Source organism: Dyella sp. C11, from assembly GCF_003121485.1.
Lineage (GTDB): Bacteria > Pseudomonadota > Gammaproteobacteria > Xanthomonadales > Rhodanobacteraceae > Dyella.
The window spans coordinates 100619-117578 of the sequence record NZ_QAVX01000010.1; the positions used below are offsets into that span (position 1 = coordinate 100619).

The 16960-nt window shown below is 64.7% G+C and carries 15 protein-coding genes; 6 read left to right on the top strand and 9 right to left on the bottom strand.

The genetic code is table 11. The features are described from left to right. Nucleotides 1–21 precede the first annotated feature (21 nt). The 5 genes from DK366_RS11520 to DK366_RS11540 all read right to left on the bottom strand — a co-directional run bounded on the left by DK366_RS11520 (nucleotide 22) and on the right by DK366_RS11540 (nucleotide 7230). Nucleotides 22–996, bottom strand: coding sequence for an alpha/beta hydrolase-fold protein (locus DK366_RS11520; protein ID WP_109125698.1), 975 nt, complete (start codon nucleotides 994–996; stop codon nucleotides 22–24). A gap of 5 nt (nucleotides 997–1001) precedes the next feature. Next, on the bottom strand, nucleotides 1002–4004 hold the full coding sequence (locus tag DK366_RS11525) for a glycoside hydrolase domain-containing protein (RefSeq protein ID WP_109125699.1): 3003 nt from the start codon (nucleotides 4002–4004) through the stop codon (nucleotides 1002–1004). Between the two features lie 104 nt (nucleotides 4005–4108). Beyond that, a complete protein-coding gene (locus tag DK366_RS11530) occupies nucleotides 4109–5095 on the bottom strand; it encodes a multidrug resistance efflux transporter family protein (RefSeq protein WP_109125700.1) in 987 nt (328 codons plus the stop codon). Between the two features lie 90 nt (nucleotides 5096–5185). After that, nucleotides 5186–6547, bottom strand: coding sequence for a HAMP domain-containing sensor histidine kinase (locus DK366_RS11535; RefSeq protein ID WP_109125701.1), 1362 nt, complete (start codon nucleotides 6545–6547; stop codon nucleotides 5186–5188). Next, entirely contained in the window at nucleotides 6544–7230 is a 687-nt protein-coding gene (locus DK366_RS11540) for a response regulator transcription factor (RefSeq protein ID WP_109125753.1), read from the bottom strand. The genes DK366_RS11535 and DK366_RS11540 overlap by 4 nt, the downstream gene beginning before the upstream one ends. 162 nt (nucleotides 7231–7392) lie before the next feature. Between DK366_RS11540 and DK366_RS11545 the strand changes: the two genes are divergently transcribed. Continuing rightward, entirely contained in the window at nucleotides 7393–7881 is a 489-nt protein-coding gene (locus tag DK366_RS11545) for a Spy/CpxP family protein refolding chaperone (RefSeq protein ID WP_109125702.1), read from the top strand. Nucleotides 7882–8054: 173 nt separating this feature from the next. Here the strand turns inward: DK366_RS11545 and DK366_RS11550 are convergent, their stop codons facing one another. Continuing rightward, nucleotides 8055–9170, bottom strand: coding sequence for an aldo/keto reductase (locus DK366_RS11550; protein WP_109125703.1), 1116 nt, complete (start codon nucleotides 9168–9170; stop codon nucleotides 8055–8057). A 108-nt stretch (nucleotides 9171–9278) separates the two neighbouring features. On the opposite strand from DK366_RS11550, the gene DK366_RS11555 reads away from it, so the two are divergent. Beyond that, nucleotides 9279–10190 carry a LysR family transcriptional regulator gene (locus tag DK366_RS11555; RefSeq protein WP_109125704.1) on the top strand — a complete coding sequence of 304 codons (912 nt, stop codon included), beginning with the start codon at nucleotides 9279–9281 and terminating at the stop codon, nucleotides 10188–10190. A 20-nt stretch (nucleotides 10191–10210) separates the two neighbouring features. Further along, on the top strand, nucleotides 10211–10624 hold the full coding sequence (locus tag DK366_RS11560; RefSeq protein WP_109125705.1) for a PaaI family thioesterase: 414 nt from the start codon (nucleotides 10211–10213) through the stop codon (nucleotides 10622–10624). A gap of 7 nt (nucleotides 10625–10631) precedes the next feature. Here DK366_RS11560 and DK366_RS21210 read toward each other — a convergent pair whose 3' ends face one another. Together DK366_RS21210 and DK366_RS11565 are read right to left on the bottom strand one after the other, a co-directional pair. After that, nucleotides 10632–10799, bottom strand: a complete 168-nt coding sequence (locus tag DK366_RS21210) for a hypothetical protein (RefSeq protein ID WP_157956507.1) — start codon at nucleotides 10797–10799, stop codon at nucleotides 10632–10634. A 133-nt stretch (nucleotides 10800–10932) separates the two neighbouring features. After that, the gene (locus tag DK366_RS11565; protein WP_109125706.1) at nucleotides 10933–12303 is read right to left on the bottom strand and encodes a formimidoylglutamate deiminase; all 1371 of its coding nucleotides are present in this window, start codon (nucleotides 12301–12303) and stop codon (nucleotides 10933–10935) included. A gap of 101 nt (nucleotides 12304–12404) precedes the next feature. On the opposite strand from DK366_RS11565, the gene DK366_RS11570 reads away from it, so the two are divergent. From DK366_RS11570 to hutI, 3 genes are read left to right on the top strand one after another with little or no spacing between them, the layout of a single operon-like run. Further along, entirely contained in the window at nucleotides 12405–13979 is a 1575-nt protein-coding gene (locus DK366_RS11570; protein WP_109125707.1) for a bifunctional GNAT family N-acetyltransferase/carbon-nitrogen hydrolase family protein, read from the top strand. A gap of 38 nt (nucleotides 13980–14017) precedes the next feature. Continuing rightward, nucleotides 14018–15466 carry a chloride channel protein gene (locus tag DK366_RS11575; protein WP_109125708.1) on the top strand — a complete coding sequence of 483 codons (1449 nt, stop codon included), beginning with the start codon at nucleotides 14018–14020 and terminating at the stop codon, nucleotides 15464–15466. Beyond that, entirely contained in the window at nucleotides 15463–16698 is a 1236-nt protein-coding gene (gene hutI / locus DK366_RS11580) for an imidazolonepropionase (RefSeq protein WP_109125709.1), read from the top strand. Before DK366_RS11575 ends, hutI begins: the two co-directional genes overlap by 4 nt. 57 nt (nucleotides 16699–16755) lie before the next feature. Here the strand turns inward: hutI and DK366_RS11585 are convergent, their stop codons facing one another. Then, nucleotides 16756–16914, bottom strand: a complete 159-nt coding sequence (locus DK366_RS11585) for a 30S ribosomal protein THX (protein WP_109125710.1) — start codon at nucleotides 16912–16914, stop codon at nucleotides 16756–16758. Between the last annotated feature and the right edge of the window lie 46 nt (nucleotides 16915–16960).

The following is a 16960-nucleotide window of genomic DNA, read 5'->3' on the forward strand; positions in this document are numbered from 1 at the left end:
GACTGGGCCCGCCGTGAGATGTCACGGCGAGCCGTAAGCCCACACGAGAAACACCGGCAACATCCGCTTCCACGTTGCCTGGTTGTGTTCGCCATCGGGGAAAAGCTCGTAAGCCACGTCGTCATCGCGCGATGGATGTGCCGCGTAGTCCATGTCGACGCGATAGCCGAGATCGCGAAGGCCACGACGATGCGTGCCGTCCGGCGCCGTGAAACCGGTCAGCAAGTCCTGCACATCTTCGACGGCATCGATGGTGCCGTTGTGATTGCGGTCGTTGGTCTCCTCGCGGCCGCCGACAGCGAACCAGAACCGCAGCGGCTTGCGTTGCCCTGCCCGGTCCACCATCGCCTGCGCCAGTCGCGTGTTTTCCACGGTGTTCGCATCAGTGCGATCCGCAGCAAGCCAGAACGACGGCGAGAACGCACCGACCTGCGCAAAGACGTCCGAGTATTCCCAGCCGAGGCAGAACGCATTGAGCGCACCCAGCGACCAGCCCAGTACGGTACGCCCCCTGGCATCGGGCTGCGTGCGGTAATGGGCGTCGATATACGGCACGAGTTCGCCCGCCACCCACGCGGCATAGTCATAAGCCCTGGCCCCAATGGGCCCGATGCGCGAACCGCCCACCACACTCTGTCGACGGGCGCGGTCGAACAGGCCATAGCCGGACGCGCGATCCTTCAGCATGTCCACGGCAACCACGATCACCGGCGCGATGGCATGCCGTGCGTACAGGGCATCCAGGGTCGGCTGCAGACCAACCGCCTCCATGTCCTGGCCGTCATTGGCGTAGAGCACGGGATAGCGTTTGCCCGATGTCGCGTAATCCGGTGGCAGATACACCGTGACCTTGATCGATTCGGGCGCAAACGCCTTCGCTTCCAGGACAAGTTTTTCGGGAGCCGGCGCCTGCTCCGATGCTGCATGCGCCACCGATGAAGCAGCCAGCACGCCCACGCATAGCCATCGGGCAACCTTGTTCCAACCTGCACGCATCGTCGTTACTCCACCACGATCAACCAGCCCTTGCCGGGCTGCACGGGAATGGCATCGCCTGGCTTGAACACGGCTTCCGGCTGGAAGCCCGCGATCGCCGGGGCATGCAACGTCACTTTCGAGGGCGACAGGCCAAGTGCCTTCCAGTCGATCATCAGTCTGGCATCCACCTTGTCCGGTGCCCACGAGGCAAGCGCGATCAGCGTCTTGCTGCCCTTGCGCACGTAGCTGGTCGCGAGCACGTCGTCGCGATTCGTTTTCACCGGGGTGTCGTGCACCCACCAGCCGATCATCTCGGCCTGTTCGATGCCGAACGCATCCCACAGTGTCCACAGCCCGCGCGGATCACTGCCCGGCGACCAGCCGAGGCGATTGGTCATGCCGAACAGCATGCCGCGCCATGGGTTGCCGTCGTGTTCCAGCATTTCACCCATCAGGCCATAGGGAATACCGGAAATCTCGGTGAGCCAATACGTGGGCGAAGTCTTTTCGTAATCGAACTCCTCGCCAAACCAGAGTCGATCGATGTACGGGAACAGCTCCATGTACAGCAGCACGCTGTTGATGTAACCGTCGCGCGGGTTGTACTGGCTTGCCGAGTGCAGGTCGATCAATGGATCGGGGCGATGCGCCTGCAGCACCTTGCGCACGCGCTTCATGGTGGTGCGGTCGTAGGCCACGTCATCGAGGTAAAGGCCATCGATGCCCACGTTGCGCGCAAGCCAGTCCAGCCCTTCGATATAGTAGTTGTGCCAGCGACTCTGCCCCGCGTTGATGACGGCAGCATCGCGGTTTTCCGGCACGTGCCACGCGGCGATGTAGTCACCGTCCAGGTGCTCCTGCAACCACGAGAAGCCGCCACCGTTGCCCGCGCTGATCACCTCGTGACCCAGGCTTTCGAGCATCGGCAGTTCCGGTGCGCGGTCGCTGACTTCACGTACCGTGTCGTAGATCTTCACCCGCATGCCACGCTGATGCGCGGCATCGACATAAGCGCGCATGGCGGCCGGTTCGAGGAACGGGTAGTTGATCCACGGATTGATCGGCGTGGCGTGATGGATATTCACTACATTCGCGCCATCGGCCTTGATGGCGTCGAGATCGCCGTACTTGTGGAAGAAGCGCTCGGCGAAATGTTTCGCCGGATCGATGGTCTTGAACGGCGTCACGCGCATGACGATGTCGTAGTGCAGCGTTTCGCCGGCTTTCATCTGACGCGGGCCGCTGAAGGCCTCAATGAGATACGCCTTGCCGCTGCCGTGAAGATGGATGCCGCCTTTTCCACCGTTGTCCCATGACACTGGCATGCGCAAGGGTTGCTGGTGATAGAAGTTGGTATTGAGTGGACGCCGATAGTTTTCATCGCGCAGATGGAATTCCAGGCCTGCATTGACCGAACCCACCCACGCGCCGTCCTGGTTGTTCTGCACGTTCCACGTCCAGCTGAAGTCCGCCGGCGCGAGATCACCTTGCCGCCCGAGACCCAACTGGTATTGCGCGACATCGCGCTGCAGGGGAACGGAGAGGCGAATGTCGCGCAACGACACATCCTGTCTGGCCGTCAGTGCCACCGCATAGACCAGGGTGCCGTCAGCCTCCAGGCTGGCGTCCACATTGCCCTGCAACGCACCGGCCTGTGCCGCCACCTGCCAGTGAACCTTGCCCGGGCCATCCGACTGGACTTGCGGAGCATGCGCACCCGCAAGCGCGTGCGACCCGGTGCCGTCCTCGACCATCAGCTGGATGGGCGCAGTGAGCATGGGTTTCCATGCCGGCGCGAAGCCCGTCATGCGCTCGTCAAAACGACTGCTGATCTGGCGCGGCAGACCGCTGCTGTCCAACCTGATCTCGCGCCCAAGGATGTCCAGCGTGTCGCCGCGCGTTTCAATCGGCGTAAGCGGCTTCACCACCGAATCATCCTGCGCGAGCGTGGAGTTGAGCCAGCGCAGGCGTGTGAGCTTGAACGGATCGTCGTCCCCATGCGCAACGGCTTCACCGTCGCCCACCGTGATCACCAGGGGGATCGATTGTGCGGCGACGCTATCCGCCGACACCGTCACTTCGCCGCGATACACGCCGGGCTTCGCGGAAGCGGGCACGTCAAGCCCCATCCACAATGGCTGCACACGGCCCTGTGCCACATCCACGCGCGTCGTGAAGGGCTTGGCGTCGTAGCCGATGCCACCGAGGTTGAAGCACGTCAACGCACTGGCAGGCAGCGTGGAACCGTCATCGGCGTGGAGGTCGCTGAAATTCACGCGAACATTGTTGATCGGCGAACGCGGTGCCCAGGCGCCGATCTGGAAGCTCAGGTACTCGCCACGCCGGGCCGTATCGCTGAACGCGCCGCCAGGGCCGCGCGTTGCCCAACGCTCAGGCAACGCATCGAACATGCGGACGGGGTTGGATCGCGTTTCCGGGAACAGCAGCCATGCGTCGGAAGGATGCTTCGCCAGCAGTGCCTGCACTTCATCCGGCGTTGCGGTGCGCTCCATGTCGGTGTACGCGTCGAAATCATCGACGGCGTCATAGCGCAGCACGGTTGCCTGCGGCAGGTGCGACCAGTGTTTCGCATCGCCTGTCTTCTTCGCCCAGCTCGCCTCGGCCGTGTCTTTCGGTGCGGCGTAGGTCACGGTGGGATAGTTGCTGCGTCCCTTGCTGAGATAGGGCTGGTAGTAGATCGCGTAGGTGCCGGCCGGCTTCGCTTCGAACACCAGCTCGCCGCTGGCCTGGTCGATATGCCCGCGCAACACATTGGCGACGGCGGCGCCGTCGGGCGCGGCGACAACCACTGCCACGTTTTCCGGGTGGGCATCGCGGCGACGCCACGGAATCACCACGCGCACGGCGGGCGCAGCCGCATCAACCTTGACGAGATAGCGATGGTTGCCAAGCGCATCGGCGCTCCAGCGCAACGGTTGTTGGGAGAGGGGCGTTTGCGCATATCCGACGAATGCCGCGCCCAGCACCGCACCCGCCACGATCCCAGCACTGTTCCGATGCCCCATGTCCCCCCCATATAGCCGAAAAGCCGGCTCTTGCGCCGCCGAAGCAGCGTGTTTAACCCGACGGGATGGAAAGGGGCAAGTTCCGAAAGGGGCAGCAGTGCGCGTCAGGCGCCGCGGTCGGTGCGCAGCGTGCGCACTTCTTCCACATGTCCCGCTGCGGATCGGCCACTTACCCAGCCAAACAGCGCAATGCCCACCACGATCATCAATGCGCCCAGCGCAGAAAAACCGTGCGGCCAGGATTCGCCCAGCAAGGTCGCGCCAATCACGGTGGCAAACAGCAGTTCCGCGGCCTGCATGGCTTCCACCGCGGCGAGGGCCGTCGGTTCGGTGCGAACCATGTCGGTGGCGCGGAAGAACAGCACCGTGGCGATGACGCCCGACGACAACGCAACACCACCCGCCAACAGGATTTCGCGCCATCCCGGCGGCCCCACCCTCCCCCAGGTCACCGCGGCCAGCACCAGCCACAGCGGCCAGCTGCACAGCGTCATGCCGAACACGCGCTGCGTGGCCCCGATGCGCGCACCACTGCTCTCCAGGTGCAACAACACCATGCGATTGCCGAGGGGATACATGAACGCGGAAAACACCACCGCCGCCATGGCCAGCCAGTCGCTGGTGCGCAACTGCCCTTGTGCGTGGCCCCATTGCAGCGAAAACACGCCCGCCACGATCAATACGCCAATGGCCACGCTGCGCCATGCCAGGTGCCTGCGCGCGTCGCGATAGATGAAGGGCGCCAGCAACGGTCCTGCCAACACCGTGGTCTGGAAGCTGCCTGCCACCAGCCACGACGGCCCGCTATTCGCCGCCCAGGTCAATGGCAGGCCGAACAGGACGAAGCCCACGGCGCTCCACAGCAGCCATGTGCGTGGATAACGACGCAGTTCCTGCGGCAGCTCGCCAAGGCCGCCCTGCCACGGCAACGCCACGGTCAACAACGGCAACGTGATCAAGTAGCGAAGAATCACCGCCCACGCCCAGTGGCCCCCACCAGCGACAAGGCTGCGGTTGAGCACGTAGGTCATGGTGAAGAACAGCGCCGCGCACAGCGCCAGTCCCACCGCGGCGACAGCGTTGGAGCGCATGCCAGGCAGCCTGTTCAAGACATCGGGCTATCGAGTGTCGCAGACACGCGGGCGTTTTCGAAGGCCATCTGCGGCGATGGCCCGGCTCAATCAGCCCTGGGGCGCCAGCGGCAACTGCAAACGCACGAGCAGGCCGCCGCCGTCGGCATTCTCGGCGTGGATGTCGCCGCCGTGCGCTTTCACCACACGCTGCACAATGGCCAGGCCAAGGCCGTGACCGTCGGCGCGCGACGCATTGGTGCCGCGAAACAAGGGGCGGAACAGTGAACCCAGCTCGCCTTCGGGCACACCCGGACCGTTGTCGCGTACCGACACATCGACCTTGCCGTCCGTCGTTTCCGCAGCGAGATCAACGCGACCGCCCTGTGGACTGAACTTGATGGCGTTGGCGATGAGGTTGTCGAATGCACGCTCCAGCAACAGTGCGTTGCCCGAGACAATCGCCGCGCCGCCATCGGCGAGGTTCAGCGCAATGTGGCGCGCGCCTGCTTCCACATCGGCGCGGCGCACGCATTCGCGCAGCAGCTCGGCGACGTCCACCGGCTCGCGATTCACACCGGGAATGCCGCCTTCCAGCCGCGACAGCGCGAGCATCTCGCCGGTCATGGTGTCGAGGCGGCCGATTTCCTGCTCGGCCTGCAGGAAGTAACGCGCAGCCTCTTCCGGCGTCGCGCTGCGCTGGGCAAGGTCGAGAATCAGATGCAGGCGTGCGAGCGGCGAACGCAATTCGTGCGAGAGATCCTGCAGCACGCTGCGATCGTGCGCGATCAGCGCGCCGATGCGTTCGGCCATCGCGTCGAAATCGCTGGCGAGCTGGGTCAGTTCTTCAGGTGCACGCCGTCCTGGCAGATCCACACGCGCGGACAGTTCCCCCGATGCCATGCGCCGTGTGGCGCGACTGATTGCCTCCACCGGCTTGGCCACGCTGCGCGCTACCCACCAGCCGACGAAGCCGATGAACAGCAGCGACAGGCCACCCTGGATGGCGAGGAAGATGGTCTGTCGCGTCTGCTGGCGCAGTCGCGAATGCGTGCGGCTCAGCGCCACCAATTGGCGTGTATGACCGTCACTGCCCTGCACCTGCTGCACGGCGAGATAAAGGTTGGGCCACGGCTGAAGCACCACGTCGCGCTTTTCATCGAGCCAGGTGTGCAGCGATTCCTGCACCGACGGCGGCATGCGCATGGGCGACAGCGCCTGGCCGTTTTCATACAGCGTCGCCTCGATGCCTTCGCGGCGCTGCTGCAGCGACCACTCGGTGAGCGACGCGGAACCACCCGCTTCGTAGGCCTGGTCAGCCCCCTGCGCGAGCGCGGACCAGTTGATCTCCACCGCCGTGCTGTATTCGATGAAGCTCTGCGTGAGAAAGATGCCCAGTCCCAGCGCCAGCAGGTTGGCGGCGCAGAAGCTGATCAGCACGCGCCAGTAGAGCGAACTCTTGAAGGGACTCACGCGCCACCCGCCACAAGGCTGTAGCCCGCACCACGCACGGAGTCGATGCGCGGCGCCTGTGGCGAGGCTTCCGCCAGCTTATGGCGCAGACGGCTCACATGAACGTCGATGCTGCGATCGAAGCGCTCCAGTTCACGCCCCAGCGCCATGCGCGTCAACGTAGCCTTGTCCACCAGTTCACCCGTGCGTTGCGCCAATGCCAGCAGCAACTGGAATTCCGCGCCGGTGAGCGTGAGTTCCTGCTCCCCGACATAAGCACGACGTTCGCCGGGCTCCAGCCGCAACACACCCACCTGCAAGGTGCCTGCGCTGACCGGCGCATTGCGGCGCAACTGCGCGCGCACGCGGGCCAGCAGCTCGCGCGGCAGGCAGGGTTTGGTGAGGTAGTCATCGGCACCCAGCTCCAGCCCGATCACGCGATCCACCGGTTCTCCCTTGGCCGACAGCATGATCACCGGCAAGCGATGCTTGAGCCGCACTTCGCGCAGGGTTTCCAGGCCGTCGCGGCCCGGCATCATCACGTCGAGGATGAGCAGGTCCGGTCGTGTGGAGGGATTGTGAAGCTGGGCGAGGCCGCTGTCGCTGTCATGCGCCACGTCCACCACAAAGCCTTCGCGCTGCAGGTATTCGGCCAGCAGCTCTGCCAGCGCGCGGTCGTCGTCAACAATGAGGATTCTGGGCATGTGCGGGGGAATGATTTCTTGCGAGGTGACCATTCAATCGGGGCACAAAGGCGGTCTCCACCGGCTTTACCCTTCTTTACCTTCCCGCAAAGAACATACACATAGCGCTGTCGTCAAATAGGCACCACGCAAGACCACTCCACAACGACACAGGTAATCCCCATGCGCAAGAACATCTCTCTCGCTCTGGTGCTCGCTTCCGCTGTTGCCCTCGCTCCGTTCGCCATCGCTTCCGCGCAAGACGGCGGCCCGCACGGCGGCCACGGTCATGGCCACGGCGCGTTTGAGGCGTACAGCAAGCTGAACCTGAGCGATTCGCAGAAGGCCAGCATCAAGCAGATCATGCAGACCTCCTTCTCGCAGGGTAAGGCCCAGCGCGAGGCGCTGCACCAGCAGCGTGAAGCCTTCGAACAGATGGCCCCGAACGCTTCGGGTTACCAGGCTGCGGCTACCGCCCTTGCCCAGGCCGAAGGCGCCGCGATGACGGCCCGCGTGCAACAGCGTGCCGCCATCCGCGCCCAGGTCTACGCCATCCTGACCCCGGCGCAGCAGTCCCAGCTGGCCACGCTGAAGGCCCAGCGTGAAGCCCGTCACCAGCAGTGGGAACAGTTCAAGGCCACGCACCCGGCCGGCTCCAGCTCGGCCCAGTAATAGTTCGGACGACGTCATAAGCAACAACGGCGCCTTCGGGCGCAGGCAAGAAACACGGCGCCGGCCTGCATGCCGGCGCCGTTCTTTTTTGGTGGTCAGGAGCTCGCCCTGCCCGCGACGGCAGGCCCCCGCCCTTACCTGTCGTTGGCAGGGCGGGCTCCCTTCCACATGGATCAGTCGGTCTTGAAGCCAGCCTGCTGCAGCGCAGGCACGAAGACCGGCGGCGCGTAGCTGCTGGGCTTGCTGCCCACCGCCACGCCGCCATGAATGCGCGACTGCTGCACGTCGCCGAAGAACCAGTACGGGAACGTCGGCTCCAGTGCGCTTGCCTGGTCCAGGCGAGCGCGAAGCTCGGCGGGAATATCGAAAGCCAGCGCGGCCAGGTTGTCATCCAGCTGCACCAGCTTGCTCGCACCGATGATCACGGAAGCGATGCCCGGCTGCGTGGCCACCCAGTTGAGCGCCACCTGCGCCATCGGCTTGCCCATCGCCACGGCGACCTCTTCGAGTGCGGCGACGATAGTCCAGTTGCGCTCGGTGAAGCGGTCAAAGCCAGGCATGCCGGCGATCTTCTGCAGGCGGCCCTCGCCTTCGCCACCGGTCTCGCTGGGCTTGTACTTGCCCGACAGCAGGCCCATTGCCAACGGGCTCCATGCCGTGATGCCCATGCCCAGCTCGGTCGCCATCGGCACGAATTCATGCTCGATATGACGCTCCGCCAGCGAGTATTCCAACTGCAGGTTCACCAGCGGCGTGAGCGCGTGCGCCTCGGCAAAGGTCTGCGCGCGCGAGGCGTACCACGCGGGCACATCGGACAGGCCGGCATAGCGGATCTTGCCCGCGCGAACCAGGTCATCGAACGTGCGCATCACCTCTTCGGCCGGCGTAAGGCGATCCCACGTGTGCAGGATGTAGAGGTCGATGTAGTCCGTGCGCAGCCGGCGCAGCGACGCGTCCACCGCGCGCATGATGTTCTTGCGGCCGTTGCCGCCTGAGTTGGGATTGCCGGGCTGGCCGTTGTAGGTGAACTTGGTGGACAGCACCACGCGGTCGCGCGTGCCGCTGGCTTCGACGAACTTGCCCAGCAGTTCTTCGCTGGCGCCGTCGGTATAGAGATCGGCGGTGTCGATGAAGTTGCCGCCGGCTTCCAGGTAGCGGTCGAACATGGCGCGGGCGGTGTCCTCTGCTGCGCCCCAACCCCAGTTGTCACCAAAGGTCATGGTGCCCAGGGCAAGGCGGCTGACGCGAAGGCCGGAACGGCCGAGGGTGTAATAGGTGTCGAGTGACATGGCGAACTCCCGTAGATGGATGAGTGGAGCGGATGGGTGAAGTCTGCTCCTTGCCATTACTCGGAAAAATCCGCATCTTGTGCATGCTTTATTAAGCACGGCTAATCAATGGATCACACCACCGCCCTGCGTGCCTTTCGCCTGATTGCCCGCCACGGGAGCTTTACCCGTGCTGCGGCGGAGCTGGAAGTCACCGCCTCCGCGCTCAGCCAGACGCTGCGCCAGCTGGAGGACCACGTGGGCGTGCGCCTGCTCCACCGCACCACGCGGCGGGTTGGCCTGACGGAAGCCGGCCAGACGTTCCTGGAACGCATCTCGCCCGCACTCAACGACATCGATGAGGCCATCGAGGCCATGCGCCAGCACGGCGATCGCCCGGCCGGCACCCTGCGCATCGCGTTGCCGCAAATGGTGCTGGATCACCTGATTGCACCCTGCCTTGCTTCCTTCATGCAGGCATGGCCCGACGTGCGGCTCGACATTCACGTCGAAAACCGGCTGACGGACCTCATCACCGAAGGCTTCGACGCCGGCATCCGGCTGGGCGAGCGACTGGCGCGCGACATGGTGGCCATCCCGCTGGGCGGGCGACAGCGTGCCGTGGTGGCAGGCTCACCGGCCTATTTCGCCCGCCACGGACGACCCGGCGAGCCACGCGACCTGGCCCACCACGACTGCGTGCGCTTTCGGCTGGGCAGCCACGCCATCTATCGCTGGGAGTTTGCGCAACCTACCGGCAAGTCAAAGGGCCAGTGGTTTGAGCTGGATGTGGACGGCCCCATCACCACCAACGATCCGGCGCTGTCCATCCGCGCCGCCCTCGATGGCATCGCCCTGATGTACATGCTGGAAATCTCGGTGACCGACGCGCTGGCGGATGGACGGCTGGAACGCGTGCTCGACGACTGGCTGCCGCCGTTCGACGGCATCTATCTCTACTATCCCAGCAGGCTGCAGGTTCCGCCCAAGCTGCGCGTCTTCATCGAACACATGCGCCAGCACATCGCCAGCCTTTCCTGATCGATTTGCACGGAGTTCCCATGGACGACATGCAGGCCTTTGCCCGGCAGGTGTTCGACGCGCAGCCCTTCAGCCGCTTCATCGGTGCGACGCTCGCCGCATGCGGCCCCGGACATGCGGAGATCCACCTGGCCATCGTCGATCATCTCAAGCAACAGCACGGCTTCGTGCACGGGGGCGTGTTGAGTTATCTCGCCGACAACGCGATCACGTTCGCGGGCGGGCTCGCGCTGGGTGGCGATGCGCTTACGTCCGAGTACAAGATCAATTACCTCAGGCCGGCGAAAGGCTCGCGCCTGATCGCGCGAGCCCACGCCAAGGGAAAGGGAAAGCGTCAGGCGGTGTGCCTGTGCGATGTGATCGCCGTCGACGAGGACGGCGCGGAAATGCTATGCGCCATTGCACAGGGCACCGTTGTCGCTGTCACCGTCTGACAACGCATCAGGAATGCCAGTGACCGGATACGTACACGCCGCCGCTGTAATAGGCCGGCACCCAGACGCGTGCGGCATAGTGCGGCCGCGGTGCAACCACCACGCAGCCAGTGAGTGACAGGCTCGCGCTGAACATGACGGCGAGGCCGAGACCGATCAGCATGAGTCGACGCATGGGCATTCTCCTTCGGGTGGACTTGACCCGGAAAACGCTGGCGCTGGATGTTGGTCGACGACATCGCCGGAAACCGATGGCTGCGATTCATGCAAATCGCAGCTGCCATTCATGCTGACGGCACGCTTGCGCTTCAGTGCTGCCGCGCGAGCTTTTCCATCACGGTGCGATAGCGTGCGGCAATACGGTCTTCGTCGCGGTGCGTGAAACCGCGCACCGCCCATTCGCCACCCACCATGACATCGCGCACCAACGGAACGTTGCCGGCAAACAGGAAGCTGTCGATCAGCGAGCGCTCGTCGCGTGCGGCGAGCAGCGGTGCGCGATCATCCAGCACCAGCAAATCCGCCCGTGACTGTGCACGCAGTTCGCCGATGGGTAGTCCCGATGCCTGAGCGCCGCCACGCAATGCCGCGCGCCACAGCGTTTCGCCCACGCTGTCGCCCTGATGACGGGACGCAATGTTTCGGTGGCGCGTGGATAGCCGCTGGCCGTATTCGAGCCAGCGCAACTCTTCCACGGGCGATACGGAAATGTGGGAATCGGAACCGATACCCAGCGTGCCGTTCGCGTCGATGAAATCCGCCAGCGGAAACAGGCCATCACCCAGGTTCGCTTCCGTGGTGGGACACAGGCCGGCAACGGCACCACTGCGTGCGATCTGCGCCACTTCCTTCTCGCTCAGATGCGTGGCGTGCACCAGGGTCCAGCGCTTGTCCACGGGTGCGTGATCGAACAGCCACTCCACGGGTCGGGCACCACGCGTAGCGAGGCAATCCTGCACTTCGCCGATCTGCTCGGCGATGTGGATATGAATGGGTCCGCCTCGCGGTCCGTCGACGGCGAGCACCTGGCGCAATGCGTCCTCCGGCACCGCACGCAGCGAATGCAGGGCGATCCCCACGCGCAGCTTGTCGCCTTCGTGCGCGCGCAAGGTTTCAAGCAAACGCAAGTACGCATCCACGTCGTGCCCGAAGCGACGCTGGCGCGGCGTGAGCGGGCGCCCATCGAAGCCGCCCGTCATGTACAGCACCGGCAACAGGGTGAGTGCGATACCGGTTTCGCGCGCTGCCTCGATCAGGGCAAGCGACATGGCTTCCGGCTGGGCGTAAGGCGTGCCATCGGGCTGGTGATGCAGGTAGTGGAATTCGCACACCTGCGTGTAGCCGCTCTTCAACATCTCCACGTAGAGCTGCGCGGCAATGGCCTGCAATTCATCCGGCCCCACGGTGGCGGCGAATGCATACATGGTTTCGCGCCAGGTCCAGAAGCTGTCGTCACTTTTGCCCTTGCGTTCGGCAAGACCGGCCATCGCGCGCTGGAATGCATGCGAATGCAGGTTGGGCATGCCTGGCACCACCCATCGACCGAGGCGCTCGCCCTCGCCCTGCCCCACGTTTCGCACCGCGCCCCCGTCGTCGACTTCCAGCTGTGCATCCTGCGTCCAGCCTTGCGGTGTCCACAGACGGTCGGCGGTATAGCGGGTGGGAATGGTGGCAGCCATGGGGCGGCTCCTGGGGGACAAGCCACGAGTTTAACCGCCATGCGTTGCCATGAAGCCAACGCCACGCCGCCCCGTTCACATCCGTGCGGCATAATGTGGAAATGGCCAAGAAAAATCAGGAACACACTCCGAAGCTGCTGGTCCGGCAGGCCAAGCCCGCCGATGTGCCCGCACTGGTCGACCTCACCGCACGCGTCTACACCCCCGAGTGGGGGCATTCGGCGGAAATGCTGCGCTCACAGCAAACGCACTTTCCCGAAGGCCAGTTCGTGGTGGAGTACGAAGGCAAGGTCGTCGGCTATTGCGCCACCTTCCGCATCGACGAGGCAGCCGCGCTGGCGCCGCATACGTGGATGCAGATTACCGGCGGCGGCATGGCCTCGCGCCATCGCCGCGACGGCAACTGGCTCTACGGCATGGAAGTGGTGGTGCACCCGGACTACCGCAACATGCGCATCGGCCAGCGCCTGTACCAGGCGCGCAAGCGCGTGTGCACCGACCTGAAGCTGCGCGGCATCGTCTTCGGCGGCCGCATGCCGGGACTGGCGCGCAACCTGCACCGCTATGGCAGCGCTGATGCGTATGTGCAGGCGGTGGCCGAAGGCAAGCGCCGCGATCCCACGCTGAGCTTCCAGCTCAGCAACGAATTCGAAGTGATCGGCCTGCTGCGCGGCTATGTGCCTTCGGACTATGAATCGCTGGGTTATGCCGCGCACCTGGTGTGGCGCAATCCGCAACTGCTGGATCATCCGGACATTCCGTCGATCCCCTCGACGCAGCGTTTGCCCGACCTGGTGCGCGTGGCGTCCGTGCAATACCAGCAGCGACGCATCCGTTCCTTTGACGAATTCGCCACGCAGGTGGAGTACTTCACCGACATCGCGGCGGATTACAACGCGGACTTCGTCACCTTCCCCGAGCTGATCACGCTGCAGCTGCTGTCGATCGAGAACGAGGAACTCTCGCCGGTCGAATCCATCCGCAAGCTCAGCCAGTACACGCCGCAGGTGAAGGAACTCTTCAGCCGGCTGGCGGTGCACTACAACATCAACATCATCGCAGGTTCGCATCCCACCGAGCAGGCCAACGGCGACATCCACAATGTCTGCTACGTGTGCCTGCGCGACGGTTCGATCCACGAGCAGGAAAAGATCCACCCCACGCCCAGCGAGCGCACGGTGTGGAGCATTACCGGTGGCGACACCGCAGCCACCATCCAGACCGACTGCGGACCCATCGGCGTGATGATCTGCTACGACTCCGAATTCCCCGAAGTCGCGCGTCATCTCACCGACCAGGGCGCATTGATCCTGTTCGTGCCGTTCTGCACGGACGTGCGCGAAGGCTATCTGCGCGTGCGTTACTGCTCGCAGGCGCGCGCCATCGAGAATCAGTGTTACGTCGTACTTTCCGGCAACGTGGGCAATCTTCCCGGCGTGAACAATTTCGACATTCAATACGGGCAGAGCTGCATCCTCACGCCCAGCGACTTCCCGTTCGCGCGCGACGGCATTGCGGCCGACTCCACGCCGAACATCGAAACCGTGCTGTTCGCCGACCTTCACCTTGAAAGCCTGGCACGCGCACGCAACGCCGGCGCGGTACAGAACCTCAAGGACCGTCGCTTCGATCTCTACGAAACGCGCTGGACCCGCAAGTCCGAGGCTTCCTCGTGAGTGGTCCTCAAGACGAGCATCCCAACCCGGCGAAAAAGATGGCAGGACGTTTCCAGGAGCTGACCGATTCGGACCTGTTCTCGCCCGTGCAATGGCGCCGCCGTGTGCTGTTCTGGGGCGGCGCGGTGCTGGTGGGCCTGGCTGCCATCGGCTTTGCCCAGGCGGCGGACTGGGCGTCGGATGTGTTTCGTCGCGTGGTCGATCACAACCGTTTCTGGGCGTTCCTGATCACGCCCACCATCTTCGCCGTGCTCGCCTGGCTCACCAGTGGCGTGCTCAAGCCCACGCGTGGCTCGGGCATTCCTCAGGCCATTGCCGCACTCAAGGTTGAAGACGAAGGTTTCCGGCAAAGCCTGCTGTCGTTGCGCATCGCCGTGGGCAAGATGGCGTTGACGCTCGCCGCGCTGTTGGGCGGTGCATCGGTGGGACGCGAAGGACCCACGGTGCACGTGGGTGCGGGCCTGCTCTACACGCTCGGTCGCCGCTTCGGCTTCGCCGAACCCGCCGCTGCTGGGCGCTTCATCCTGGCCGGCGCGGCAGCGGGCCTCGCTGCCGCGTTCAACACGCCACTCGCCGGCATCGTGTTCGCCATCGAGGAAATGAGCGGCTCGTTCGAGCACCGCATGAGCGGCATCCTGCTCACCGCCGTTTTCGTCGCAGGCCTGGTGTCGCTGGGCATCCTTGGCAACTACGCGTACTTCGGTCATTTCGACATCGGCCTGCCGCTGGGCAAGGCATGGTGGGCCGTGCTGGCCACCGGCATCGTGTGCGGGCTGGCCGGCGGCCTGTTCGCGCGGCTGATTCTGCCGAGTGACACGGGTTTCCGCGGCTTCGTGGGCCGAATGCGCGCGCGCCAGCCGGTGGCCTTCGCCGCAGCTTGCGGCCTGGCGCTGGTGCTCTTGAGCCAGCTCACGCACACCGGCCTCTACGGCACGGGTTACGCGCAGGCCAAGGACATCCTGCAAGGCCATTCCGACACCGTCATGAGCGTCGGCGTGCTGAAGTTCTTCGGCAACATCGCTTCGTATTGGGCGGGCATTCCCGGTGGCATCTTCTCGCCTGCCCTGGCGGTGGGTGCGGGTCTGGGCAACAACCTCAGTGCCATGCTTCCCGGTGTCGACACGTCGGCCGTCGTGCTGCTGGCGATGGCGGGTTATCTGGCTGGCGTCACGCAGGCACCGCTTACGGCGACCGTGATTTCCATGGAGCTCACCGACAACCAGCAGATGGTGTTGCCCATCATGGCCACCTGCCTGCTGGCACGCGCGATGTCGGCCCTGCTCTCGCGCAAGCCTGTTTACCGCGCGCTGGGCGACAAACTCATCGAAGGCTATGAGGCCGAACTCGCCCGTCGCGCCGCCGAACATGGCGACGCCGACGAAACCGTCGCCGAACGCCCGATGGTGGAAGATCCGGCCACGCCGATTCCGCCGGCCAGCGATGCACCGGATGCTGCTGCCTCCTCACCTGATCATCGACCTTCATGACGCCACGCTGGGATCACCTGCTCACCAACGCCACACTCGCCACGTTTGCCGGCGATGCGCCGTATGGCTTGATCGAACGTGGCGCCGTCGCCCTGCATGACGGTCTTGTCGCGTGGGTCGGGCCACAGGATGCTTTGCCCGGCGATCCCGCGTCGCTGGCTTCCCACGTCGAGGATCTGGCTGGTGCCGTCGTGACGCCGGGTTTGGTCGATTGCCACACGCATCTCGTGTTCGGTGGCAATCGCGCGCATGAATTCGACATGCGGCTAAACGGTGCGACCTACGAAGAGATCGCGCGCGCTGGCGGTGGCATCGTCTCCACGGTGAAAGCCACGCGCGCCGCCGGTGAAGACGAGTTGTTCGCACAAGCCTTGCCGCGCGCACACGCATTGATGGCCGACGGCGTCACCACGCTGGAAATCAAATCCGGCTACGGGCTGGATCTGGACACCGAGCGCCGCATGCTTCGCGTCGCGCGGCGACTTGGCAAGGCGCTGGGCATCACCGTGCGCACCACGTTCCTTGGCCTGCATGCACTGCCGCCGGAATACCGCGACAACTGCGACGACTACGTCACCCTGGTGTGCGACGTGATGCTCCCCGCCCTGGCGGCCGAAGGGCTGGTCGATGCGGTGGACGCCTTCTGCGAGAACATCGGATTCACCTACGCCGAAACGAGCCGCGTGTTCGACAAGGCCGCGCAACTGGGCTTGCCGGTAAAGCTGCATGCCGAGCAGCTGTCGGATCTCGATGGCGCGGCACTGGTGGCGCGTCATGGCGGTTTGTCCGCCGATCACCTGGAATACCTCAGCGACAACGGCATTCGCGCCATGGCCGCTGCCGGCACCGTCGCCGTGTTGCTGCCCGGCGCGTTCTACGCTTTGCGCGAGACGAAACTTCCGCCCATCGCCGGATTGCGCGAGCACGGCGTGGCCATGGCCGTAGCCACCGACTGCAACCCGGGCACCTCGCCGCTGCTTTCGCTGCGGCTGGCCGCCGGCATGGCGTGCACGCTGTTCCGTCTCACACCGGAGGAAGCGTTGCGCGGTGTCACCGTCAACGCAGCGAAGGCTTTGGGTCTCACTGACCGTGGCACGCTGGAAGCCGGCAAGCGGGCGGATCTCGCCGTCTGGAACCTGAACCAGCCGGCCGAGCTGTGCTACTGGATCGGCGGCACGCATGCCCTGCGCAAGGTGTTTGTCGGCGGCGCCGAGTCATCCCCGGCAGGCTGATCCCATCCATAAAAAAACCCCGCCGGAGCGGGGTTTTTCTTCGAAGCGTCAGGCGGCTTAGGCCGACTTCTTCTTCGGCGCGGCCTTCTTGGCGGCAGCCGGCTTGGTCACGGTCGACTTGCCAGCGACGGCCGGCTGCAGCGAGTGCAAGCGGCTGTTGCCGTAGCTGCCACGGTAAGTCTTGCCACGACGGGTCCTACGATCGCCCTTACCCATGGGGAACTCCTTGATTCGTTGGGGTGAACACGGCCGTTCATCGTAT